Below are 26,094 nucleotides of genomic sequence, written 5' to 3'. Positions count from 1 at the left end.
GGAGAAGAAGAATGCTAGTTAGTAGACGAAAAGGAAATGCAGCAAATCATATTGTCAGGATCAATGGAAAACGAATCGATCTCAAAGCATTAGAGAAAGTCTTCATGCTTCACTTTCCACTAAAGGAATGTGCGCTCATCCCGAAGAAAAATCAAGAAGGAGGCCTATCGCTTGTGCTGTTTGCACAGGCGAAGGACCCTTCGCTGACAAGAGAGGATTTGATGAAAGGCCCGCTTCATCCTGATGAAGTGCCAGCCGCACTCGTCCTCGTCCCTTCCTTGCCGCGAAAAGAAAGTGGAGCGGTCGATACCGAGGCGCTGCTTGCCATTGATGTACTAGATGAAGAGGAACGAAGAAAGATAGAAGAGCGCACGAAAGCCATAGATGGAGTAGAGGAAGCAGCTGTTTTGATAGAGAGTCAGACAGAAAAACAAACACCCTATCATTTAGATGACCTCTTCCCAGATAGACAGCGTACAAATGGAAACGAATCGTTTTCAAAAGATGAAGTCAGTCAAACCATACAATCCTCCGTACAAGAAAAACCACCAGCCCTTGTTTATGGCGGTGATGTGATTAGAAAACCAGGTACACCAGTCACATTGACAGAGGTACTGATCCGAGCCGCCTTTATGTCACCAAATCGCGGAGTCACGTATCTCAAAGAAGGCGGACATGAGGTGATCCAGACTTACCCGGAATTGCTCACAGGAGCGGAACGTGTCCTATCTGGATTAAGGGCAGCCGGACTTTCAAACGGCGATCAAGTGCTGCTTCAATTGAAAGATCATCAAGATTTTATCACGGTATTCTGGGGCTGTATTCTCGGTGGAATCATTCCAACCCCAGTCTCTGTACCGCCTGTGTATGATGAAATGAATCAAGGCGTGAACAAGCTCAAGGGCGTGTTTCAGCTGCAAAATGAGCCATTCATTATTACAAACGAAGCGAGTGCTGAGGACATTGCAGGACTGCGTAAAACATTTGAATCAAAAGCGATTCCGATTTTAACAATCGAAACATTACTTGCCTGTGATCCAGATGAACAGCATTATGAGCCAGAGCCGGATGAGCCTGTGCTTCAGCTGCTGTCCTCAGGAAGTACGGGTGTGCCAAAGTGTATCCGGCACAACCATCAAAGCATTTTATCTAGAATCATTTCCTTTGAGCAGGCAAATGGTTTCACGCATGAAGATGTATCCATGAACTGGATGCCGCTTGATCATGTAGGGGGCATTGTCATGTTTCATGTACATGATGTGTACCTCGGCTGCCAGCAAATTAGTCCATCCATTGATCAATTTATCGAACGGCCGATGGTGTGGCTGGATTGGGTAGAAAGATACGGTGTCACAAGGACGTGGGCGCCAAACTTTGCCTTTGCGATGATGAATGAATGTGAAGACGACATTCGCAAAGGGAGCTGGGATCTCTCCACCTTGACCTATATCATGAACGCCGCCGAAGCAGTTGTTCCTAAAGTGACGCAGCGTTTCATGCACATCATGGGTGAGCACGGATTAAGCCGCCATGCGATGGTGCCGGCTTATGGCATGTCAGAAACATCATCAGCCATTGTCCAGTCAAAAGAATTCATGCGTCATGATGATCAGGGTGGACAACTGACCATTGATCAGACCTCATTAACAAGTGAGATTCAATATGTGACGCACGATCATCCGCACAAGATGACCTTTACAGAAGTTGGTGCACCCATCCCTTCTGTATGGATTCGGATTGTAGATGAGCATCACCATGTGCTGCCAGAAGATCAAGTCGGCCGCTTGCAGGTGAAGAGTCCAACGATTATGATGGGCTACTATCAAAATGAGGAAGCCAATGAAGAAGTATTTGCGGAAAACGGCTGGTTTCATACAGGAGATTTAGGATTTATTCATGAAGGGCGCCTAGTCCTCACAGGGCGGGAAAAGGATATCATCGTCATCAATGGAGCGAACTATTTGAATTACGAAATTGAAGCCGTTGTGGAAGAGGTTGAGGGGGTTGAAGTCACCTTTGCCGCTGCGTACGGCATTTACAATCCCGAATCAAGTAATGACACACTCGCCGTCTTTTTTGTCACGCAGAAGGATTCGATAGAGGATCAAATCACAATGATTCAGCAGATTAGAGAGAGCATCATTCGCAAAATGGGAATCGAACCTGACCATATCATTCCGGTGAAAAAAGACCAATTTCCGAAAACAGAAAGCGGAAAAATCCAACGTGCCCAACTAGGTGCGGCACTGAAAGATGGGGTGTTTCATGACATTGAACGTGCACTTGATCTTGCTTCGGAAAATGAACAAACCCTCCCAGATTGGTTCTTTAAACGTATTTGGGTAAAAGAGAATATCGGTCCATCTCAGCCGGTATCCACTGATCATGTACTCGTATTTGAGGATGAAAAAGGGCTTTATCCATCGCTTTATACACAATTTGAACAAATGAACCTGTCTTTTGTTTCTGTGAAAAAGGGTCATGAATTTTTACGCCTGTCAAAAGGGATGTATCAGATGAACCCTCGTATCAAAGGGGATTACGTCAGGCTTGTGGCGGCGCTTGAAGCCGATGAATTAAAAATTGACCGTATGCTCCACTTGTGGAATGTGTCAGATAAGGAGATGATTGCGAGCCCTGCGCAGTTCAAAGAACTGAATGCAAGCACCAGCCAATCCATTTTATATTTGTATCAAGCATTGAGACAAGAAAATAAAGAGCCGATGCGTCTCGTTGTTGTCACAAAAGGTGGTCAATTGGTCAAACCGCAAGATGAGCTTCATGTGGAGAAAACGTCTCTTGCCGGATTATTAAAAACCATCCCGCAAGAATGGGAAGGGGCAGAAGTGTCTCACCTTGATATTGAAGCGGAGAATGTGGAACAGGATGCCAAGCATATTGCGGACGAACTAGGTGCGATTCATTTGAAAGCAGAAGTGTCTTACCGGCATGGCCAGCGTCTCGTACCAAAGCTGGAAAAAGTGAATATGATGACGGCACCTCAGACAGAAGGGTTTTTAGAATATGAAGGCTTGTACTTGCTGACTGGCGGGCTTGGCGGTATTGGATTTGAACTGGCTAAGCAAATGCTCCAATTTGGCTTGAAGCTCGTGTTAATTGGACGGACATCCCTTGAAGAAGACAGAGAAAAAGAGGCGTCATTCTCACAACTTAAAGATCTGGGAGACCTCCTTTATGTACAAGCCGATGTGACGAATTTATGTGACGTCGAGCAGGCGATTTATGAAGCAGAAAAGCATTTCGGACAGTCGATCCGAGGAGCGCTTCATTTAGCCGGTGCTGGCAATGTATCTGAGCACTTTCAGCATGTGGATACGTACACACTGGCTCATACAACAGAAGAAGATTTCGTCAAAGAACTTTCAGGGAAGGCAGATGGTGCTTGGGTGCTGCAAGAAGCCTTCAAGCATGATCCGTCAGTGCCACTCGTCTTTTTTGGATCAGTAAATGGCTTTTTTGGCGGCACCACATTTGGTGCATATTCTGCGGCGAACAGCTTTTTAGATGGACTCGCACATGACCTTACCTATCATGAGGGAAGAAGAGCGATTTCGTTGAATTTCAGTATGTGGGATAATCTTGGTTTGTCTAAGGGACATACTGGGGCTGCGCTAACCGTTCGCAAGGGCTTTCAATTGATTGGAAAAAAACAAGGGCTCCATTCATTATGTCTAGGTGTTCGGCTGAATGAAGCGCATCTATTTATCGGCCTAGATGGGGCGAATCAAGAAATCGCTGAACATCTTCAACCAGCACCAATCCCGCTTTTTGAAAAGAAACTGTACTATACGGTGCAATCAGGCAAAGAAGTGGATGCTGACAAGATCACAGACATCATAGAGGGGAAATGGGACATCAGGCAAGTGGAAGATATACCGAAAAAACAAGATGGCTCTATTGATCACGAAGCCCTCAAACAGTTCCATCACAAACACGCACAGCCGTTTGAAAAGCAATTGCCAGAAACGAAGACAGAGCAGGTGCTTGCGGCCATATGGGAGGATATTTTAGAAGTCGATCGTGTGTACAAAGAGGATCAATTCTTTGACCTTGGTGGACATTCATTAAAGGCCACTCAAACGATTTCACGTATTAATCATGAGTTTTCACTAAAGGCGCCGCTAAAAATATTGTTTGAAAGCAAGAATCTGGCACACTTGGCACAAATGGTCGATGACATCAATGGAGCACCAGCCATTCAGGAAGCCAGCATTCCAAAGCTGGAAAAACGAACAAGCTATGAGCTGTCACATGCTCAAAAGCGAATTTGGTTCTTATCTACATTAGAAAAGAGCCATCATTACAATATATTAGGTGCTTGGAAGCTGATGGGTCAATTACACATCCAAACGTTAACAAAGGCGATCGGTCTCTTAACAAAACGTCATGAAGCACTTCGCGCAACATTTCAAACCATTGGCGGCAAGCCGGTTCAAGTCATCCGTGAAGATCTTCCGCCATCAGTAACCGTTGCGAATTTCTCATTATTTAATGAAAAAACAAGAGCGAGAAGATTGGAACAGCTGATTCAGCAAGAGGCGAACCGCATCTATGACTTAGAACGGGGACCGCTTGCACAATGGACAATTGTTGATATGGGGAAAGAGGAATATTACTTGCTTTGTGCGCAGCATCATATCATTTCCGATGCATGGTCGCTCAGCCTGCTTATTCAAGAATTAGAAGTCGTGTATGGTGCGCTATTATCAGAGAAAACGCCTGAGCTACCTGCACTTGAGATTGAATGGACCGATTATGTTCATTGGGAGAATGAGCAATTAAAGAACCATCATGAGGCTCAGAGCTATTGGCTTGAAACGTTACAAGGAGAGTTGCCGGTATTAGAGCTCCCGTTTGACCGTCCTCGTCCGCCGGTTCAAACATTTAATGGGGCTACAGAGAAAATCGTGATAGATGAACCGCTTGTTCGTCGTTTACATGCCTTGTCGAGGCAGCAGGGGACAACACTATTTATGACGATGTTGTCAGCCTATTATGTCCTGCTTCACAAGTTGTCTGGACAAACAGATGTCATTGTTGGATCGCCGATCGCTGGTCGTGATGTCGAACAATCAGAGAAGCTTGTCGGGATGTTTGTCAATACATTGGCGCTGAGACAGGACGTCTCAAAAGCCGATACCTTTGCCGATTTATTGGCAAAGGTGAAAGAAATGACGTTAAAAGCTTTTGAGCATCAGCATTATCCATTCGACAAGCTTGTGGATGACCTTTCAATGGATAGAGACCTAAGTCGTTCACCGATCTTCCAAGTCGCCATGGGGTATGTCACTGATTCGCTGGATATCAACCTAAAAGGACTGACATCGGAACAAGTGATGGTCCATCATACCGTCTCTAAATTTGATCTCACCTTGCATGTATTTAAGCAGGAGGACAAGCTGTCTATCCATGTGGAATATAATACGGATTTATTTGAGCAAGAAACGATCCACCGTATGATGAATTATTATCTCAATCTGTTAGATGGCATGACGGCTCAGCCTGAACGGACATTCGCTGACTTTTGCGTCATGGACAAAACAGAACAGAATGCCATGATCATAGGGAAAAATCAAACTGACACGCCTTATCCAAAGCGTACGCTGCAAGAATTATTTGAAGAACAAGTGCAGCGTGATCCGTACCGGATTGCTGTATCTTATATGGAAGAGCATATGACGTATCAAGATTTAGACGAGAAGGCGACAAATCTGGCTGCCTATTTACAGTCAAAGGGCGTTGGACCCGGTTCACTTGTCCCGATGCTGTTTGATCGTTCGTTTGACATGATGGTCTCAGTTCTAGGGATCGTCAAGTCGGGTGCTGCTTATGTACCGATGTCACCTGAGTATCCAGATGCCCGCATCGGTCTGATCGTTCGCGATACACAAAGCGATATCATTTTAACCCAGTCGCATCTGATCAATCGTTTAGACGATCTGAGCGGCACAAAGATTGAAATGGACAAGCCGTTACCAGAAACAGGCGCAGTGTATCAAAGGGAAAAATCGATTGTAGGAGAAGACCAGCTTGCCTATGTGAACTACACTTCAGGTTCAACAGGCACACCAAAAGGCGTGATGCTTCCTCATGCAGGAGTGGTCCGCTTAGTGAAAGAAACAAACTATATTGAGCTTGGTTCAGAAGATAAAATGCTTCAGCTGTCTAACTATGCATTTGATGCCTTTACCTTTGAATTATGGGGAATGCTGCTCAATGGCGGTCAGCTGGTTCTGATCCCGAAATATGCTGCTCTGAATATGGACGAATTAACTCGGTTAATCAAAACGCATCAAGTCACAGCCAACTGTTTGCCAACTGCATTATTCAACCGGCTGATTGAGCACGATCCAAAAAGTGTGGCTGGATACCGTACATTACTCGTTGGCGGAGAAGCCATGTCTAGTGAGCATGCACGAAAGGCATTGCCACATATGAAGGGTGTGCTGATCAATGCTTACGGTCCAACAGAAAACACAACATTAGCGACCACTTATCAAGTCACACACGTACCGGAGGATGCAAGATCAGTGCCAATCGGTGTGCCAGTCGCCAACTCAACGGTTGTCATACTAGATGATCATCTCAATCCAGTACCAACAGGCGTCAAAGGAGAAATCTATATCGGCGGAACAGGGCTGGCAAAAGGATATTTGCATGACCCAGAGCGCACGGAGGAGCGGTTTATTGACAATCCATTCCCGGCATTAAAAGGGGACAAACTGTATCGTTCCGGTGACCTAGGGAAATGGCGGTCTGATGGCAGTATTGAATACCTTGGCCGAAAAGACAACTTGGTCAAAATTAGAGGCTACCGAATTGAATGTGGAGAAATTGAGACAGCCCTGCTCAAACACCCACAAGTAAAAGAATGTACCGTCATTGCTAAAACGTACGGCAGCTCAAAACGGCTGGCAGCCTACCTTGTCACAGATGGGGGAGAGCCTGTTCCCGGATGGAAAGCATTTTTACAGGAAAGCCTGCCAGGCTATATGATTCCAAGTTACTTTATCGTACTTGACGCAATTCCCGTCACAACGAATGGGAAGGTCGATCAAAAAGCTTTGCCGGAGCCGACAGACGCAGTCTCTTCCTCACATGAAGACGATCAACCGGTAACAGAAACACAGCAGCTGATTGTGACAGCTTTCAGTGAAGTGCTTGGTGTCAAACGAGTAGGAATTCATGATTCATTCTTTGATTTAGGCGGAGATTCGATTATGAGTATTCAAGCCGTTGCCAAATTAAAAGAAAAAGGTGTCCGTGTTGATCCGAAATGGATTTTCATGCACCCAGCGCCAGCACAGTTAGCGGCATATTTGGACACAGTGCCAGAAACAGGCGAGCCTGTCGAAAGAGCGCCGAAAGACTATGTGATCGAGTTGAAAAAAGGGGATCCGGCTGAACCGAGAATTTTCTTTGCACCGCCTGCTGGTGGAACGGTGATGGGGTATATCGATGTGGCCAAGCTCATGACACATGAAGGAGCTGTTTACGCCTTGCAGTCTCCGGGCTTGTATGAGGATGAAGAACCACAATTCCTTCATTATACAGAGCTTGTCACCATTTTTATTGAAGCCATTGAAACATTCTATCGACCAGGCATTGATTATTTGGCAGGGCATTCCATGGGCGGACATCTTGCTTACGGAATGAATCAGAGACTCTGTCATGCAGGAAAAGCGCCAAAAGGATTGATCATTTTAGATACGGTTCCGGTATTAAGAGATGAGGCAGATCAAGCGCTTCATGCCGATATGAACGAAGAAGAAGTGAAAATGCTCGCCCTCGTCCTAGGTATGGGGAACCTCGTCGGCATCAAACCAGAAGCATTACAAGGGCTCAGCTTCCAAGAAGTGAAGCAGAAAATCCTCAAAGAAGCAGAAAAGGATGAAGTCGTTCATCAATTTATGAATGATCACTATTTAGATAAATACTTGCAAATGCAGACTCATAATACCATCATGTCACAAGCCATTGAATTAGAAAAAGACCCATTCTCTGTGCCGTTTTATATTATACAAAGCAGCGATCACGCCACAGATTTCCAGAAGAAATTTGCCGATTGGGAAGCTTACACGAGAGAAACGTGCTCGTATTATCAAATAAAAGGCGACCATGTGACCATGATGAAAAGACCGCAGGCAGATCAACTTGCGCAGATTCTTGAAACGATCGTAAAGGGGTAAGGACGTATGAACCAATTATTTAAAACCTTTGAAAAAAAATCAGATCTCATTCAGCTTATTTGTTTTCCTTTTGCAGGCGGATATTCCGCCTCTTACCGTCCGCTCTTTGAACAGCTGAAGGACACGGCCGAAGTGACAGCAGCAGAGCCTCCGGGTCATGGAACGAACCTCATGCCGCTTGAAACAAGCATTGACCGGCTGGCTGAATTGTATAAAGAAGGGCTGACAGGCAAATTAAACCGTCCATTTATTTTGTTCGGACATTCCATGGGCGGGCTTGTGGTGTACAGGCTCACTCAGCTGCTAGAAAGGGAAGGCATCGATCCGGCAGCGGTTGTCATTTCTGCCATTCAGCCGCCGCAAACAAAAAGACAAATATTGACCCATTTATCGAATGAAGCATTTGTTCAGCATATCGCTGAAATGGGCGGGATTCCAAAAGAATTGTTAGAGAACAAGCCAATGATGGATTACTTTACACCATCCTTACGTGCCGACTATCAAGCATTAGAATCCTTCCAGCATACAGACAAAACAATCATTGAATCACCCGTTTATTTATTGAACGGAAAGCAAGATAAAAAATGCATGGAAGACGCAGACGGCTGGCTAACATGGGCAAACGCCATCGAACGTACTGATTTCGAAGGAGGCCACATGTATATCAACACACACCTCGAGCAGTTCGCAGAACATATGAGGCATGTCATTGAGCAGACAACAAAAAGGCAATTCATCAGCCAATAAAAGAAAACAACGGCCCCGTCAAACGAGGGCCGTTTTCTTTATGAATTCCCCTTCCTCACCACATTCCCGCCAATCACTCCGCCAATGACGAGCACAGCCCCGATGATGTGAACCATATCAATCGTTTCATGTAAAATAAGGACGCCAGCGGCAATGGTAATGAAAGCAGAAAGATTGTTAAAAATACTCACCTTTGCTGCTTCAAGGTGGGAAAGAGCATAGTTTGATAAATACGCTGTGAGCAGTGATGAGAGAATGCCTAAAAAGAGCATAGACCATACAAAGGATGGCTGCGTAAACGGACTGAAAAACTGCGGTAGTGTAGCATGTACCGAGTGCCGAATGAGAGCAGCAGCATTAAAGAAGACAAATCCAAAGAATGTCATCACGAAAGTCAGTTCAATGACATGGAATCGCCGTGTCATCACCCTGGCAAATACGCTATAGGCACTGGATGATAAGGCTGAAAGTAAGATCAGCACATAACCAATGAGATGAGAATGTTTCACATCAATTCCCTTCACCACAAAGAGGAGCATCACCCCGGACACAGAAAGAATGGTAAACAGCACCTGAATCGAGGTAGGACGTTCCTTTAAACACCATGCTGCAAGCACCATTGTCAAAATAGGGATGGTCGCCTGAATAATGCCGGCCTCTGATGAAGAGGTAAACATCAGCCCCCACACTTGAAATGCAAAAAACAACACAGGATAAAGCAAGGAAAATGGCACAATGTAAATGAGATCACGCCATTGAATGGAAAAACGGTACTTTTTTCGTAAAAATGGAAATAACAAAAGAGCCGCTGCAAAAGAAACAGTAAATCGGTGTGCCAATACATCAATTGGATTCGCTGATGCTAAAGCCACTTTGACAAACAAGAATGAAAAACCAATTATACAGGCGTATGCGATCGAAGCAGCATACGCTTTTTGTTTTGACATATCCATCAGAATTCTCCTTACACGAGCATGCATGCTTCAGTTGAATTGACCGGTTCTGTCTTTTTATCGTAAACGGATCAAGTAAAGTGTACAATAAGAGTTATTGATATCTGTACCGGTACAAGGAGGGTAGTACTGTGAGGAAATATGATCACCTTGTGTTGAATATAAAAAACAAAATCGAGAGCGGCGAATACAATGCTGGAATGAAAATCCCATCCATTCGTCACTTAGCGGCTCAATATGCTGTGAGCAAAAGCACTGTCATAAAAGCACTAGATACATTAGAGCGTGAACACTTGCTGTACTCTGTAGAAAGAAGTGGCTATTTTGTCGTAAAAACCAATCAGTCAGCTGTTAAGAAGGGCAGCACATGGATTGATTTTGCTTCCTCTGCGCCTGATCCCATTGTGTTTCCGTATGTCGATTTTCAGCACTGCATCAATCAAGCGATTGATCTGTATCAAAATGATTTATTTATCTATGGCACCACCAATGGATTACCATCTTTACTGCCAATCATTTCAAAGCGTTTAACGGATTATCAAGTGTTTGCCTCTCCAGAACAGATCGTCATGACTTCTGGTATTCAGCTGGCTTTATCGATTTTAAGCACCATCCCGTTTCCAAATGGAAAACAGACCATATTGGTCGAACAGCCAGGCTATCACCTATTCCTCCAATACTTAGAGAAAAACCAGCTGCCTGTCCGGGGGATTCAGCGGACGAAAAAAGGACTCGATCTTCAGGAATTGGAGCGTATCTTCCGGGAGGAGGATATTCGCTTTTTCTATACGATGCCAAGATTTCAAAACCCGCTTGGAACGAGTCTGTCGAAACAAGAAAAAATAGCGATTGCAGCCCTTGCCGAAGCATATGATGTCTACATCGTTGAAGACGATTATTTGGCTGATTTAGAATTCGATACAAAAAGAGACCCGATCTATTCATATGATCGGGCGGGGAAGGTCATTTATTTAAAAAGCTTCTCAAAAATCATTTTTCCGGGGCTTAGAACAGGTGCTGTCGTCTTACCAAACGAGCTGATTGGCCCCTTTAGTGAACATAAACGGCTGATTGATATCGACAGCTCGATGCTCTCGCAAGCTGCTTTAGAAATTTATTTGAAAAGCGGGATGTTTGAGCGTCATAGAGAAAGGATGCAGGCGACCTATAGAGCTCGATCCAAACAACTTGTGGCCTGTTTGAAAAATGATCAAGGCGCTTATGAGCTGGGAGAAGAGGAGCCAGCTACCCATACCCACGTTCGTGTCGACCGGTCCATTCCGATGAATCAGCTCATTCAGCAGCTAAAAAAGGCTTCTGTGATGGTTCAGCCGATCGACCGCCATTTCATTTCTACTTATCAAAAGGAGCCTATACTTCAACTGAACATTTGGCATGTAAAAGAAGAGGAAATCGCACGAGGCATCGATTTGCTCAAGTCATCACTTCAACAAATCACACGTTATTAAGGCGAGACAGCATGTTCTCACAAGTGAGTATCTCGACATGCTCAGCCGCAGCGGGTTTTCTTGTACAAACCGCCATTTGGTAGGCAGGATCAAGCGAATATGTTTGGACAACGCAAGGGGCTTCGTGATCAGGTAATCTCAAAGTAGCCTGTCCATCCTCTGACAAGCGAGCGGTAAAGGATGAAAGACCATAGGATATTCCCTTCCCTGTCAGCTTAATAAAAGCCTCCTTCATGGACCATAAATGAAAGAAATAGGCTTCCTGCTGTTCTGCCGGTTGTGAGAGTAAATCTTGATATTCGTCAGCTGAAAAAAATCGTTTGGCAATGGCTAAATCAATCGGTTTAATCTCTTCAATATCAATGCCAACAGGCGCATCATCTACTGCGCCCACGACCCAATCACCAGAGTGAGAAAGATTAAAATGAAAAGAAGGAATTTGCCGGACAACAGGCTTTCCCTTCCCTTCTGTTTCAAAAATGATCTGTTCCATAGGCAGTGCGTACATCTCATGAATGATGTGACGAATCAGTACCTCACCTAAAAGCGTTCTTCTTGCATCGATCAAAAAACGAAAGCGCTCAGCGGCGGCGCGTTTTTCAAGTGACACAAAAGGCTTCAGCTGTTCTATTTGTTTTCGTGCATTTTTATCATCTAAAGGTTGTAATTGAATAGCGAAAATCTTCATAACGGACCTCGATTTTTTACATTTATTGTACCATTGGATGAACACATGCAAAAGAGAAACAGACATCCTGTTCAATGAAAGCACAAAATGACAGGAAGGTGCGGGCGGTTCTCGATATAGTGGAAAAGGAAGGAGAGGGAAAAATGATTCACTTGATCATGGATAGTATCAATTATATGGAAGAGAGGCTGGATCAGCCTTTGCAGATCGAAGAAGTGGCAGAGGCCGCCTGTATGTCTAAATTTCATTATCAGCGGCTATTCCATATGCTGACGGGAATTGCAGTAGCAGAATATATTCGCAAAAGACGATTAACCCTTGCGGCAGAAGAATTCATGACCAAGCAAGTGAAAGTCATTGATGCGGCGGTGAAGTATGGCTATGAAACCCCAGAGTCGTTTGCGAAAGCCTTCAAGCGGCATCATGGATATACACCGGCAGCAGTGAAAACAGGCGAGTATACAGTGAAAGCATACCCCCGTCTCTCCTTCGAACTTCAAATAAAAGGAGTCGAACCGATGCATTATCGAATTGTGGAAAAGGATTCATTTTCAATCATGGGCAGAAGACTAAAGACAACAACAAAGAATAGCCAAAACAAACAGGATATTCCCGCCTTTTGGAAGCGTGTCAATCAAGAAGGATGGACGGATTCACTGGCTCATGTAGCTGGAGAACTCGGATATATCGGTGTATGTGCACATTTTGATGAAACGCTTGAAACATTTGACTATATCATTGGGATTGAGCAAGGTGAGGAAGAACCAGATTCGACCATGACAGTCGAGCAGATTCCGGCCAGTACGTGGGCTGTATTTCAGGCAAAGGGGCCTGTCGAAATCGCTGTGCATTCAACATGGACACGTATTTTCACAGAATGGTTTCCTGCCTCAGGATATGAGCATGCTGGGGGAATGGAGATGGAAACGTACCCTTTAGATGGAGAGATAAATTCTCCAGATCATGTGACATTGATTTGGATTCCAATCCGTAAACAATCATAAAAAAGGCAGCGTATCTCGCTGCTTTTTATCCTTGTGTGAGGACGTGAACACCGTTTGGATCGGTCGTATTCATCCCATGAGAATCTATCATCTTCACTTCAAGTAAAGAGAGACGTTCTCCCTTTTTCCAATGAATAGGTTGTGTCAAACCGTCCAGCAACTGATCGACCGTAGGTGTATGAGTCAAATCAGGTACTGCGATCGTCATCTCGGCAATTGCTTCTTCACCAGTTTCAATCACATCTGTCCGCCGCTGCAATTCAAGCCTTAAGCGCATCGGTGTAGAAAGAAACGTTCTTCGCTCCCCGGTCTGGATTGCCCAGTTTCTCTTTTGCGCTTGTACCAGCAGCTGATCATATTCATCATCAGTCACTAGAAAGCCGATGTGATCAAAAAGGACTTTTTTACTATAACCAAATGTGATATTGATCTGTCCCTTTCTCATCTCAATGATTCGGAAAGAGGGCTTCTTCTCTCTAAAATCATCCCATGTAAGCGGAGGGGGAAAGGAACCTTCCTTTGCGAAACGCCCCTTTACTTCAAAGCCTAATGAGGTGTACGCCTTCTCTGTCTCCTCAACAAATGGTGTCCAGTAATGATAATGGAAAAGCTGCATCAGAGGATCATCTCCTGTTTTAAGAATATTGCGTCTATTTAGTTTAGCACAAAACAAGCCATTCATTTAGTAGAATGGCTTGTTCTTATCGGGTAAGGGTTTGAACAGGTTTCTCCGCTGTTTTTGTAATGAGCAGTTGCAAGAGCCGTGTCGATTGTGGCAATGAAAAGCGAAGGACGAGTCCGGTAAAGATGGCCGTCAGAATCGTTCCAATGCCAATCGGGCCGCCGAGCATCCATGCAAATAGGAGCACGGTTAACTCAATACCATTTCGAACCCACTGTACGTTCAGCCCCGTTTTTGCTGAGATGAGCAACATTAATGAATCCCTTGGCCCAGCGCCAAGATTGGCTGAGACATAAATGCCAACGCCATACCCAGACACAATCACGCCCGTAATAAATACATATAAAGCAGGTAAATACCCATGTGGTGCAGGTAATACTGCATTAAAGAAATCAATAAACACGCCAATCAGCACCATATTGAGAAGGGCGCCGATCTTTGGAAAAGATTTCGTGAAAACAGATGTCAGTGTCACAATGAGTGCACCAATAATGATCGACCATTGTCCAATGGTTAAACCAAAATGCTGAAACAGTCCATAATGAAAAGCGTCCCACGGCCCAATGCCAAGGATCTTTCCCTTCACTGTCAGCGATAGTCCAAAAGCAAGTACAATTAATCCAACAAAATAAAAAAACCAACGTAAAAGATGTTCCCGCTTCAAAAGCTTTCCCTTCTTTCTTAAACACTCGATTTCAATCGTAACATACTCGCACGCCCCTTTAAATGGCTTTGCTCAATTGTAATCGCTTACTCGATAAAAAGAATTTTTTCCATAAAAAGAGCAGAAAACATCAAATTTTGGAGCAAGACTTTTGAATTGTTTTTTTTAACAAAGCGAACCAATAATTAACAATTTTTATGAAAATAAGAAAAAAATTCAATATAAAATGACAAAAAAACAACCTTTATCCAATTAAAGAATATTAAAGATAAAATAGAATAGATTGTATGTAAATTGCGTCGTTAGGCCTGTTTTTATTGATAGATAAAATATTTGATACACGATAAAAAAACTTGTTTTATTGGAAAAAACAAAGATGGATCAGATGTCGAAAGCTGTATATGACAAAAGGGCTATTTTTGTCGAAAATAGTCTTTTAGTCATGTTGAGGGTTCTGAAATGTTACTGATATTCTTTACCAAAGTGTGGGAGGTGAACTGGTACATACCATTATGATTTAGAGCAGGGAAAAGGGGATGTCAAAAAATGAACATATTAAAAAGAACGAGTCAATTATTTCTTATATTGGTGCTGATCGCTGGAAATTTATTAACGGTCTCACCACCTGTTACAAAAGCTGCTGGAACAGTGGTCGTGAACAATACGGATTCCTATATGATTGGGACTAGGCCACTAGTTCTTCAGCAACTCGATGGAAATGATCCAACAAATGTTAAAGCTAGTGTAGAGGTGAAAGGAATCGATATAGGCGCAGTGAATGGTGTTGCTGTTAGCGATCGAGAAAATGTAGTGTATGCAACTGCAAATGGCACTAGCCTTACTCTATATAAAATAAATGCGACATCAGGGCAAGCACAAGTCGTAACGAAACTACCTGAAGGCGCTACTAATGCCGTTGTGCATCAAGATAAATATATTTATTCTTATTTTTCTAATGGTGATTCTTTCCTTGGAACGTACGATTTAGTTACGGGTCAAAAAACGTCCAAAAAAATCGTCGGTTATGACGCTGGCTCTGGCATTGGTGGTGACATTGGCGGAGATCTTGTAGTCGATAAGGATGGCTATCTTTGGTTTGCATCTAATAACAGTGGAGCCGTTGCGCAAATGAATCCTGAAACAGCTGAAGTCATTCGTGTCATTCCGATTACAAATGCGGATGGTAAAACGATTGACGGAGGCGTGCGGGGAATTAGCTTCTTGCCAAATGGGCAGATGCTATTACAGTCAGGATTAAATGAATCCATTGGTCATTCCACTCTTTTTACACTTGATGCGAAAACATTAAGTACAACATATATGGGCACTGCAGGTGATTCATTATCTTACGACTTAGCTTCAAGGGTGAAGCCTGAATTCGATCCATATCCACCTAACCTTGAATCAGAAAAATCGGTTGCTTTACAGAAAAAAGCAGAAGGCAACACAGATGAAAAGCATCCAGAAGTAGGCGACACTTTGCTTTATACAATTAGAGCAAAAAATACTGTGCAATTCGGCATTCTTAAAAATCTGATCATATCAGATAACCTTCCGAGCAGCTTAACCTATGTTTCTGGATCTCTTATGGTAGATGGCACAAGCGTAACAGATGCAAAGGATCAAGACAAAGGTGATTTTACAAACGGTACTGTGACAGGTCAAATAGGTGATGTGAAAGACACCGATTGGCACACCGTGACATTTGAAGCGAAAGTAGCAAAAGGGCAAGCGGGTAAAGATATTCAAAATACAGCGACTGTCAAAGGGGAAAACACACCGCCAGACAATCCAACAACAAACATAGAAATTTATCCTCGTGATCCGAAGCTTGAATCAGAAAAATCAGCGGTCTTACAGAAAAAAGCAGATGGGAATACAGATGAGAAGCACCCAGAAGTAGGGGACACATTGCTGTATACCATTCAAGCCCGTAACGCTGTTGAAGATAGTGTAATAGAAGACCTTGTGATTTCTGACAAGTTACCTCAAGGATTATCTTATGTACCAAATTCTCTACAGGTAGATGGGAATCCAGTCACAGATGCAAAAGATGGCGACAACGGTGATATGACAGATGGAACTGTCACTGGAACGCTCGGTGAAGTGAAAGATACGAAATGGCATACCGTGACGTTTGAAGTCACAGTTGAAAAAGGTCAGGCAGGCAAAGATATTCAAAATACAGCGAGTGTCACAACCGGCAACACACCGCCAGACAAGCCGACAACGAATATAGAAATCTATCCTCGTGACCCGAAGCTGACTTCTGAAAAATCAGCCGTCTTGCAGAAAAAAGCAGATGGCAATACAGATGAGAAGCATCCAGAGGTCGGTGATACACTTCTTTATACGATTAAAACAAAGAATACGATAGAAGATAGTCTCGTTGAAAATTTAGTGATCTCAGACGAACTGCCGGAAGGATTAGCGTATGTGCCGGATTCACTTCAAGTGGATGGAGAGGCAGTCACTGACGCAAAGGATGACGATAACGGAGACTTCACAGATGGTACCATTTCAGGACAATTTGGTGACGTTCAAGATACAGATTGGCATACCGTGACATTTGAAGTGACGGTTGAAAAAGGTCAATCTGGCAAAGACATTCAAAATACAGCGAGTGTCACAGGTGAAAACACACCACCAGACGATCCGACAACAAAAACAGAAATCTACCCTCGTGATCCAAAGCTGGAATCAGAAAAATCAGCGGTCTTGCAGAAAAAAGCTGAAGGTAACAAAGATGAGAAGCATCCAGAAGTGGGAGATACCCTGCTTTATACAATTAAAACAAAGAACACGATAGAAGACAGCCTTGTGGAAAATCTAGTGATCTCAGATCAATTACCAAAAGGGCTGACGTATGTCGCTGGGTCTCTTGAAATTGATGGAGAATCTGTCACAGATGTGAAAGACGACGATAGCGGAGACTACACAGATGGAAAGGTCACAGGTTATTTTGGTGATGTGAAGGACACAGACTGGCATACCGTGACGTTTGAAGTGACAGTTGAAAAGGGACAGGCTGGTCAAGATATTCAAAACACTGCCGAAGTAACAGGTGAAAACACACCACCAGATGATCCAACAACGAATACAGAAATTTATCCTCGTGAACCAAAACTAGCATCAGAAAAGACAGCGAGCATTCAGAAAAAAGCAGAAGGGAACACAGATGAAAACACACCACAGGTAGGCGATACCCTTCTTTATACGATCAAAACAAAGAATCTTGAAGAGGACAGCATCGTCGAAAATCTCGTGATTTCAGATCAACTGCCAGAAGGTCTTGAATATGTCGAAGGATCATTAAAAGTAGATGACCAAGCCGTCACAGATGCAAAAGATGACGACAACGGAGATTACACTAAAGGCACAGTGACCGGAGAATTTGGTGATATCAAAGATACAGACTGGCATACCGTGACGTTTGAAGCGAAAGTCGCTAAAGGCCAATCAGGTAAAAGCATTCAAAACACAGCGAAAGTAACAGGCGAAAACACGCCACCAGATGAGCCGACAACGGAAACAAACATTGATCCAAGAGATCCAAAGCTTGAATCAGAAAAAACATCTGAGATCTCTCAAAAAGCAGAAGACAATACAAATGAAAAACAAGTTCAGGTAGGCGACACTCTCCTTTACACGATCAAAACAAAAAATAGTGTAGAAGACAGTGTCATCAAAGATCTAGTCATCGCAGATCAACTACCAAAAGGTCTTGAATATGTCGAAGGGTCATTAAAAGTAGATGACCAAGCCGTCACAGATGCAAAAGATGACGACAACGGAGACTACACAAAAGGCACAGTCACCGGACAATTTGGTGATATCAAAGACACGGACTGGCATACGGTGACGTTTGAAGCGAAGGTCGCGAAAGGATCTGAAGGTAAAACCATTCAAAATATCGCAGTTGTGAAGGGTGATAATGTTGACGAACCAGACAAACCTGAAAACTCAACAACGGTAGTACCGCCGCATGTGCCAGAGGTGCCAGCAAATCCAGAGCAGCCTTCTCATTCAGAACCGGATACACCTGGTCATCATCTTCCGAACACTGCAACAGAGATGTACAACCTTTTACTAGCAGGATTTGCACTTGTACTAATAGGTGCATCCCTTATTGTATGGAAAAGAAGAAAAAGAAACGGATAATCGTCCATGTTTCAAAAAATCATCTCAGCTCTATTGATTACAGCAGGTATTTGTCTTGTGATTGTAGGATATATGAAAATCGTTGATGGACAAAGACAAGTAGATCAATCATTCCAGTCTGCGCAAGCAGCCATCCAGCAAAAGGGGAAAATGGATTCCTCTTTTGTGCCGGAGGCTGGTGAAACCATTGGGCTCTTGCACATTCCAAAGTTAAACGCTGAGTTACCAATTGTAGAAGGAACAGCGGCGGAGGATTTGGCAAAGGGAGTTGGTCATTATCACGAGAGCTATTTTCCTAACGAACAGGGACAAATCGTTTTATCTGGGCATCGTGATACTGTGTTTAGACGAACAGGAGAACTTGTGAAAGGGGATCAACTTGTCATAGAGCTTTCATACGGTCGGTTTACCTATGAAATTGAGAAAACAAAGATTGTGAAAAAAGATGATCAAAGTATTATTACACTACAACAGGAAAAGGAAGAACTTATCCTCACCACATGTTATCCTTTTTCTTTCATTGGTCCTGCGCCAAACAGATATATTATATATGGGAAGCGTATTTAGCCACTGGATCAGCCTGCAGCTCATTCTTTCATTAACCGATTAGAGCGCTTAATCCCTTGATAAACAGGGAATCTTCTATATCATATCTAGAGATGCAGGGGGGGTCAATTTGTTAAATAAAGAAGATGTAAAGTATATAGATAACGTTGGAAGAATTGTCCTGCCGACAGATATAAGAAAACGGTTGAAAATTCACCCACAAGATTTTATTGAAATCTATCAAGAAGAAAGTCACATTGTGATAAAGCCTTATTGGCAGGATAAACCTTGTATCGTTACAGGGCAAGTCACCTGTTCCAATAAGGCGCTGTCAGGCGGTGTAGTTGTCAGCCCAGAGGGAGCGAGATTGCTCCTGCAAGATTTACTAGCGCTGCGGCTGCAAAAAGAGATATAAAAAAAGGCTGTTCTCACATGATGAGAACAGCCTTTTTGATCATACTGGATTCAAAATCCGATTTAAGAATTGTTTTGTTCGTTCTTCCTTTGGTCGTTTGAAGATTTCTTCAGGAGGACCTTGTTCGACGATGACGCCGCCATCAATAAAAATCACTTCGTCTGCTACTTCTTGGGCAAACTTGATTTCATGTGTAACAACCGCCATCGTCCAGCCTTCTTTCGCTAAATCCTTCATGACCTTTAAGACTTCTCCGACAAGCTCAGGATCTAGCGCAGAGGTTGGTTCATCAAAAAGCATAAGCTCTGGCTGAATGGCAAGTGCACGGGCAATGCCGACACGCTGCTTTTGACCGCCTGACAGCTGGAAGGGATACAAATCTTTTTTATCCTCAAGTCCTACCTTTTGCAGGAGCTGAATCGCTTCTTTTCGCACCGCTTCTTTCGGACGGCGCTGGACTTGGACTGGACCTTCCATCACATTCTCAAGAACAGTGCGATGTGGGAACAGATGATAATCTTGAAACACCATGCCTGACTTCCGGCGAAGTTTGAGCAAATCAGCTTGTTTATTTTTTTTAGAAAAATCAATCGAGAAATCATCGAAGGTAAAGGAGCCTGCATTTGGAATTTCAAGTGCATTTAAACAGCGAAGCATCGTTGTTTTTCCTGAACCTGATGGACCAAGAATCGCCACAACCTGCCCTTTGTTGATCGTAAAATCAATCGACTTTAAAATCTCATTTTCACCAAAGGATTTGTTTAAGCCTTTGACTGTTAGCATGTCGTTCCCTCCTTACCTTGCGACATATCGATCAAGTCGTTTTTCAATTTGGTGTTGAACGAGCGATAGAATGAAGCAGAATACCCAATAGATTAGGGCTGCTTCCATATAAATAAATAAAATTTGATCCAAGTTCGCCGCAGCAATTTCCTGTGATTTACGGAACATCTCTGCCACAAGGATTTGGGAGGCAAGCGATGTATCTTTCACCAAACTAATGAATGAATTAGACAGCGGCGGAATCGATACACGCACTGCCTGCGGTAAAATCACGCGGATGAGCGTTTTGCGATGGGTCATCCCAATTGAATAACCAGCTTCCCATTGTCCTTTAGGAACAGATAGGACGGATGCACGGATAATTTCCGAAGCATACGCACCTACGTTTAAAGAAAAAGCGATGATAGCACTTGGATATGGATCAAGTGTGATATTAAATGTCGGAAAGAAATAGAAAATAATAAACAATTGCACAAAAAGCGGCGTTCCGCGAACGGCCGACACATAGATGGAGAAAATCCATCTGAGGGCTTTGATTTTAGACATTCTAGCAAGAGCTGTCACAAGCGCGATAAAAAGACCAATAATGAAGGCAATGATGGCAAGGGGGATTGTATAATAAATCCCCTGCATCACCATTGGCCAAAAAGATTGCTGAAGAAGATCCCAAGGAATGACGACTCCTAGGGTATTACTTTGTAACATCTTCACCAAACCATTTCTTAGAAATCTTAGCAAGTGTACCGTCTTTTTTCATTTCTTTTAATGCGCCATTCACTTTGTCAACGACTTCGCCGCTGCCTTTTCTGAAGGCAAAATACGTTTCTTGTGGATCTCCTGTTTCAAATGCAACTTTTAGGTTTTTGTTACCGCTTGTTTTCAAGTAATTCAAGACAGCTAATTTATCATTGAACGTCAAATCAGCACGCCCTTGCTGAATCAATTGAATGGATTGTGCAAGACCTTCAACCCCTTCAATTTTAGCGCCAGCATCTGTAGCTAATTTGTTGTAGTTACTTGTTAATGATTGTGCTGCTTTTTTGCCTTTCACATCAGAAAGTTTCTTGATGTCATTGTTATCTGATTTTGTCACAACAATGGCTTGAGATGTTGTGTATTTGTCAGAGAAATCATATTGATTTTCACGTCCAGTTTTACCAACTTGGTTCGCTACCACATCAAAACGTTTAGAATTCAGACCAGCAAACATGCTATCCCATTGTGTTTCTTTGAATTCTGGTTTTAAGTCAAGACGTTTTGCGACTTCTGTGATGACCTCGACATCATAGCCAGTTAATTTATCTGTTTTTTTGTCATGGAAGGTGAAAGGAGCATATGTACCTTCTGTACCGATGGTTAATACGCCTTTATCCTGAATGGATTTCCAAAGGTCACCTGATTCCTTAGACCCAGATTGTTTATTTGCGCTGTCGTTTGCAGCTGATCCACATGCTGTGATCAATGCAACACAAGCGCCTAAAATAATGGCAAAGAACATTTTTTTCATTTTATTCCCCACTTTTCTTGTTGGTATTTACAACATATGATCTTACAGAGAAGCAACCTAAAAGTAAAGCATTTGAAACTAGCTTGAGCGAATCTCACCAACTTTATGCCTTGAACTGGTTGAACGGATAAACGATAGAACTATACCCAAAACAAAAGGTGGATAAAACCAAACGCATTCTCAAACGATGATGAAGAGAGTTCGATTGATGAGAATGTAAGATAGACTACTTAATGGTAAAATATGCTATGATTTTCATATCAAAAGAAGTTTAGTGGGTGTTGATCAGTCGACTTAAATGACTTTTTAAAGTACACGATCCTCCAGTGAACAAACGGAATAAAAGGGAAGTGGGATCATTTGCATACATCGAAACAAAAACCTGTCATGATTTTAGTACACGAAATATACGGAATAAATGATCATATGAAGAGTATGATCGATCATTTTGACAAAGCTGGTTTTGAGGTTTATTGTCCTCATTTATTAGGACAGGCTAAACACTTCCCTTATGCCAGTGAGAATGAGGCATATGACTACTTTATGAATAAAGTTGGTTTTGATGAATCGGTAAAGATCGTATTGAATGTGGCAAAAGAGTTAAAAACGAAAAATGCAGAGAGAGACATATGTCTGATAGGTTTTAGTGTGGGGGCAACAATTGCTTGGCAATGCAGCCAATATGATCAGTTGTTTACCGGAGTCATTGGATTTTATGGTTCAAGGATAAGGGATTTTCTTGATATGACGCCTGCCTGCAATACGCTGTTATTTTTCCCGGAAGTTGAAGCATCTTTTAACCCTCGGGAGGTTGCGAATGTTTTGGAGAAAAAGGAAAAGCTTTGCGTGAAAATAGTAAAGGGGCAGCATGGGTTCGCCAATCCAGATTCTGCGACTTTTCACGCTGAATCTAAAAATCGCTGCTTTCAAGAAATAGATGGTTTTATCAAAGAGTGTCTACAAAAGAAAAATGACTCATGACTGTTTGAAATGAGACTCGAATAGAGGGAAATGAAACCAGTGTGTCATGTAAAGTTGCATGCTGGTTTTTTCGTGCAATTCTGTTGGATATAAGGCATCCTATCATATGATCAGATTCACCGTATAGTTGTGCGAACATTACTAAAATAAAGACTTTGTAACAGTGACGATAGAAGGAAGCATATTTATTATAAAAGATGTATAATTAGTAGGTTGTTTTGAAAATGGAATAATCACATGGAGACATGTTTTGATAACAGAACATCTTAGAAGAAGGAGGGCATCATTGTGGATGTTGGACAAAATCAGCCCGAACAATTGAAAAGGGCGATGACCTCCCGCCATTTATTTATGATTTCTCTTGGCGGTGTCATTGGGACAGGCTTTTTCCTTGGAACAGGCTATACGATTGGACAAGCAGGGCCAGTTGGAGCTGTTCTTTCCTATATTGTGGGCGGATTGATTATGTATTTAACCATGCTGTGTCTTGGAGAGCTCTCAGTTGCGCTTCCTGTGTCGGGGTCGTTTCATACGTATGCGACGAAATTTGTGAGTCCTGCAGCAGGATTTGCTGTTGGCTGGATTTATTGGCTTGGCTGGGCAGCCACTGTGGCGCTGGAATTTTTATCAGCAGGGCAGCTGATGAGACGCTGGCTTCCACAAGTGGATGTGTGGATTTGGTGTCTCATATTTGGACTATGTTTGTTCTTATTAAATGCCAGGTCAGCGAAAGCGTTCGGGGAGTCGGAGTTTTTCTTTTCAACCATTAAGATTGTTGCTATCTTACTATTTATTGGCGTAGGCGGAGCGGCGATGTTTGGTTTTATTCAAACGACGAGCGGGGAACCGGCTCCTTACTTTAGTCATTTTGTGAGTGACGGTCTGTTTCCGAATGGCTTACTCGCCGTTGTCGTCACGATGATCACGGTGAATTTTTCGTTTCAAGGGACGGAGCTGATCGGGATTGCGGCAGGAGAAAGTGAAAATCCAGAGAAAACCGTTCCCCGTTCGATCCATCAGACCGTATGGCGTACCCTTGTCTTTTTCGTCTTATCTATTTTTGTCTTAGCGGGTATGGTGCCTTGGAAAGAAGCGAGTGTGCTGCAAAGCCCATTTGTCACTGTGTTTGAGAGAACGGGCATTCCTTATGCGGCAGATATCATGAACTTTGTCATTATCATTGCTTTATTATCTGTGGCGAACTCTGGCCTATATGCCTCTACGAGAATGCTGTACTCTTTGTCGAAGGAAGGAATGGCAGGGAAAGCGTTTAGACGAGTCAATCAGCGGGGCATCCCGATGAATGCCTTACTGCTCACTTTCCTGTTTACAGGTATTTCGTTATTATCAGGATTCTTTGCAGAGAAAACCGTTTTTGCTTGGATCGTGTCTATTGCGGGCATGAGTGCCCAAACCGGCTGGATTACGATTACATTATCACAGCTGCTTTTTCGCAGAAGATATTTGAAAGCAGGCGGAAAGCTGGAAAACCTAAAATTTAAAACCCCTCTTTATCCGGTACTGCCGATCATTGCGATCACGCTGAACTCGATTGTGCTAATCAGTCTTGCCTTTGATGCCGAGCAGCGGATTGGGCTGTATGTCGGCGTACCGCTCATGATCATTGGATATGTTGTCTATCACCGCTATGTGAAAAAACATCAGGTGAAAAGTGAACCGCTCCAGTTGCAAATCCACGGAGATGATGAGATTCGGTTTTAATTCAAAAAAAGAAGCCTTCCCATTTGGGAGGCTTCTTTTTCAATTTAATGCACGCCTTTCATCGCTTTCTTAATCACCGGTGTAAGCAGAAGCATGATAACACATAAAACGATAGCGAGAATGCCGATGATCCCGAAATAGACGGTTTCTGGCACTTTATCAAATAGCTTGACCACTTGTGCATTAATGGCTTGTGCCATTGCATTTGAAAGGAACCAAAGGCTCATCGTTTGCGCTGAGAAGGCAGCAGGTGCCAGTTTTGTTGTCGCTGACAGCCCAACTGGTGATAAGCAAAGTTCTCCGATGACGACAAGGAAGAAGCTGAGAACGAGCCATAATGGACTAACAAGTGTATTCGGACCAGACATGTAGGCAGGAATGATCATGATGATAAAGGATAATCCTGCGAACAGAAGGCCAAGTGAGAATTTAATCGGGGTAGACGGCTGTTTCTTACCGAGTCTGACCCATAACCAAGCAAATACTGGTGACAGGAGCACAATAAAGATCGGGTTCAATGATTGGAACCAAGAAGAGGCTAATGTCATGCCAAGGAAATTCAAGTTTGTTCGCTGATCTGCATATGTGGCTAAAATATTTGAGCCTTGTTCTTGAATGGCCCAGAACATCACCGCAGCTAGGAACAATGGAATATAAGCGAGTACCCTCGACTGCTCCACTGCACTCGTTTTTTGACTAAAATACATCACAATAAAATAAACAATTGGAATCAGCACACCAAGGACACTGACAAACCAAGTGAATAGATTAATCGTGAGCGCTCCTGTTTGAATGCCGATGACAGCAAAAACAGCAAGTACAATCACGATCAATGTACCGAAAATTTTGAAGTTCTTGCGTTCAGTAGCTGATAGTGGATTTGTGACATAAGTGCCGGCAAGTCCAAGATTCGGCTTTTTCGTGATGACAAACGTAATCAGTCCAACAAGCATACCAACGGCAGCGAGTGAGAAACCAAGGTGGAAATTCACTTTTTGACCGAGTGTTCCGACAATTAATGGGGCGATAAAACCACCCATGTTGATCCCCATATAGAAAATACTGAATCCCGAATCCCTGCGAGGGTCTGTTTTTGTATACAGGTCGCCGACTATGTTTGATACGTTCGGCTTTAGGAGACCTGTCCCAATAATAATCAGCCCCATACTAATAAAGAGCGCTGTTGCACCGCTAGGTAGTGCCAAAATGACATGACCAAGCATAATGAATACCCCGCCATAAAAGACCGTACTGGACGAACCAAATACTCGGTCGGCAAGCCATCCGCCAATAATGCCTGACATATAGACAAGCGCACCATAGACAGACATGATCGAATTAGCGGTTGTCTGGTCGAAGCCAAGACCGCCTTTTGTCACCTCTGTGTACATATAATAAATAAGCAGTGCACGCATGCCATAATAAGAAAAACGCTCCCAAAATTCAGTGAAAAACAGTGTGTAAAGTCCTTTAGGATGTCCAAAAAACCCTTTTTGAGGAACACTTTTAACAATTTTATCGTGGTCAATTGTAGACATGGCATAGATCCTTTCTTAAAAAAA

17 protein-coding genes are annotated in these 26,094 nt (G+C 43.1%); 9 read left to right on the top strand and 8 right to left on the bottom strand.

What is annotated here, in order from left to right:
- Window positions 1-11 precede the first annotated feature (11 nt).
- Together ACSBQP_RS14670 and ACSBQP_RS14665 are read left to right on the top strand one after the other, a co-directional pair.
- Window positions 12-8,210, top strand: coding sequence for an amino acid adenylation domain-containing protein (locus tag ACSBQP_RS14670; RefSeq protein ID WP_435028539.1), 8,199 nt, complete (start codon window positions 12-14; stop codon window positions 8,208-8,210).
- A gap of 6 nt (window positions 8,211-8,216) precedes the next feature.
- Window positions 8,217-8,957, top strand: a complete 741-nt coding sequence (locus ACSBQP_RS14665) for a thioesterase II family protein (RefSeq protein WP_100325552.1) — start codon at window positions 8,217-8,219, stop codon at window positions 8,955-8,957.
- 38 nt (window positions 8,958-8,995) lie between these two features.
- Here the strand turns inward: ACSBQP_RS14665 and ACSBQP_RS14660 are convergent, their stop codons facing one another.
- On the bottom strand, window positions 8,996-9,910 hold the full coding sequence (locus ACSBQP_RS14660) for a DMT family transporter (RefSeq protein ID WP_346395164.1): 915 nt from the start codon (window positions 9,908-9,910) through the stop codon (window positions 8,996-8,998).
- Between the two features lie 131 nt (window positions 9,911-10,041).
- Between ACSBQP_RS14660 and ACSBQP_RS14655 the strand changes: the two genes are divergently transcribed.
- A complete protein-coding gene (locus ACSBQP_RS14655; RefSeq protein ID WP_136944917.1) occupies window positions 10,042-11,379 on the top strand; it encodes a PLP-dependent aminotransferase family protein in 1,338 nt (445 codons plus the stop codon).
- Here ACSBQP_RS14655 and ACSBQP_RS14650 read toward each other — a convergent pair.
- A complete protein-coding gene (locus ACSBQP_RS14650) occupies window positions 11,366-12,067 on the bottom strand; it encodes a 4'-phosphopantetheinyl transferase family protein (protein WP_136944918.1) in 702 nt (233 codons plus the stop codon). The genes ACSBQP_RS14655 and ACSBQP_RS14650 overlap by 14 nt on opposite strands.
- A gap of 143 nt (window positions 12,068-12,210) precedes the next feature.
- Between ACSBQP_RS14650 and ACSBQP_RS14645 the strand changes: the two genes are divergently transcribed.
- Complete coding sequence (locus tag ACSBQP_RS14645; protein WP_025206735.1) at window positions 12,211-13,071, top strand: effector binding domain-containing protein; 861 nt, start codon at window positions 12,211-12,213, stop codon at window positions 13,069-13,071.
- 25 nt (window positions 13,072-13,096) lie between these two features.
- Here ACSBQP_RS14645 and ACSBQP_RS14640 read toward each other — a convergent pair whose 3' ends face one another.
- Window positions 13,097-13,687, bottom strand: coding sequence for a hypothetical protein (locus tag ACSBQP_RS14640; protein WP_435028537.1), 591 nt, complete (start codon window positions 13,685-13,687; stop codon window positions 13,097-13,099).
- Window positions 13,688-13,772: 85 nt separating this feature from the next.
- Complete coding sequence (locus tag ACSBQP_RS14635) at window positions 13,773-14,417, bottom strand: YczE/YyaS/YitT family protein (RefSeq protein WP_007498187.1); 645 nt, start codon at window positions 14,415-14,417, stop codon at window positions 13,773-13,775.
- 546 nt (window positions 14,418-14,963) lie between these two features.
- Between ACSBQP_RS14635 and ACSBQP_RS14630 the strand changes: the two genes are divergently transcribed.
- From ACSBQP_RS14630 to ACSBQP_RS14620, 3 genes are all read left to right on the top strand, one after another.
- Window positions 14,964-18,578 carry an isopeptide-forming domain-containing fimbrial protein gene (locus ACSBQP_RS14630; protein ID WP_435028536.1) on the top strand — a complete coding sequence of 1,205 codons (3,615 nt, stop codon included), beginning with the start codon at window positions 14,964-14,966 and terminating at the stop codon, window positions 18,576-18,578.
- 6 nt (window positions 18,579-18,584) lie between these two features.
- Window positions 18,585-19,145, top strand: a complete 561-nt coding sequence (locus ACSBQP_RS14625; protein ID WP_058214305.1) for a class D sortase — start codon at window positions 18,585-18,587, stop codon at window positions 19,143-19,145.
- Window positions 19,146-19,254: 109 nt separating this feature from the next.
- Window positions 19,255-19,539, top strand: a complete 285-nt coding sequence (locus ACSBQP_RS14620; RefSeq protein ID WP_041508244.1) for an AbrB/MazE/SpoVT family DNA-binding domain-containing protein — start codon at window positions 19,255-19,257, stop codon at window positions 19,537-19,539.
- 39 nt (window positions 19,540-19,578) lie between these two features.
- Here the strand turns inward: ACSBQP_RS14620 and ACSBQP_RS14615 are convergent, their stop codons facing one another.
- The 3 genes from ACSBQP_RS14615 to tcyA are packed head-to-tail and all read right to left on the bottom strand — an operon-like array spanning window position 19,579 to window position 21,829.
- Window positions 19,579-20,322: an amino acid ABC transporter ATP-binding protein gene (locus tag ACSBQP_RS14615; protein ID WP_007498183.1), complete on the bottom strand. Its 744-nt coding sequence runs from the start codon at window positions 20,320-20,322 to the stop codon at window positions 19,579-19,581.
- Between the two features lie 12 nt (window positions 20,323-20,334).
- On the bottom strand, window positions 20,335-21,027 hold the full coding sequence (locus tag ACSBQP_RS14610) for an amino acid ABC transporter permease (protein WP_035390475.1): 693 nt from the start codon (window positions 21,025-21,027) through the stop codon (window positions 20,335-20,337).
- Window positions 21,014-21,829, bottom strand: coding sequence for a cystine ABC transporter substrate-binding lipoprotein TcyA (gene tcyA / locus ACSBQP_RS14605; protein WP_007498178.1), 816 nt, complete (start codon window positions 21,827-21,829; stop codon window positions 21,014-21,016). The genes ACSBQP_RS14610 and tcyA overlap by 14 nt, the downstream gene beginning before the upstream one ends.
- Before the next feature lie 360 nt (window positions 21,830-22,189).
- On the opposite strand from tcyA, the gene ACSBQP_RS14600 reads away from it, so the two are divergent.
- Together ACSBQP_RS14600 and ACSBQP_RS14595 are read left to right on the top strand one after the other, a co-directional pair.
- Window positions 22,190-22,810: a dienelactone hydrolase family protein gene (locus ACSBQP_RS14600; protein WP_283933310.1), complete on the top strand. Its 621-nt coding sequence runs from the start codon at window positions 22,190-22,192 to the stop codon at window positions 22,808-22,810.
- Window positions 22,811-23,098: 288 nt separating this feature from the next.
- Entirely contained in the window at window positions 23,099-24,532 is a 1,434-nt protein-coding gene (locus tag ACSBQP_RS14595) for an amino acid permease (protein ID WP_008347282.1), read from the top strand.
- A gap of 44 nt (window positions 24,533-24,576) precedes the next feature.
- On the opposite strand, the gene ACSBQP_RS14590 is transcribed toward ACSBQP_RS14595, so the two are convergent.
- Window positions 24,577-26,070, bottom strand: coding sequence for a peptide MFS transporter (locus ACSBQP_RS14590; RefSeq protein ID WP_435028535.1), 1,494 nt, complete (start codon window positions 26,068-26,070; stop codon window positions 24,577-24,579).
- Window positions 26,071-26,094: the final 24 nt, after the last annotated feature.

It is taken from the genome of Bacillus sp. G402 (assembly GCF_051172515.1).
In the GTDB taxonomy this organism is placed as follows: domain Bacteria; phylum Bacillota; class Bacilli; order Bacillales; family Bacillaceae; genus Bacillus; species Bacillus altitudinis.
This window is presented reverse-complemented; position numbering and strand designations above follow the sequence as displayed.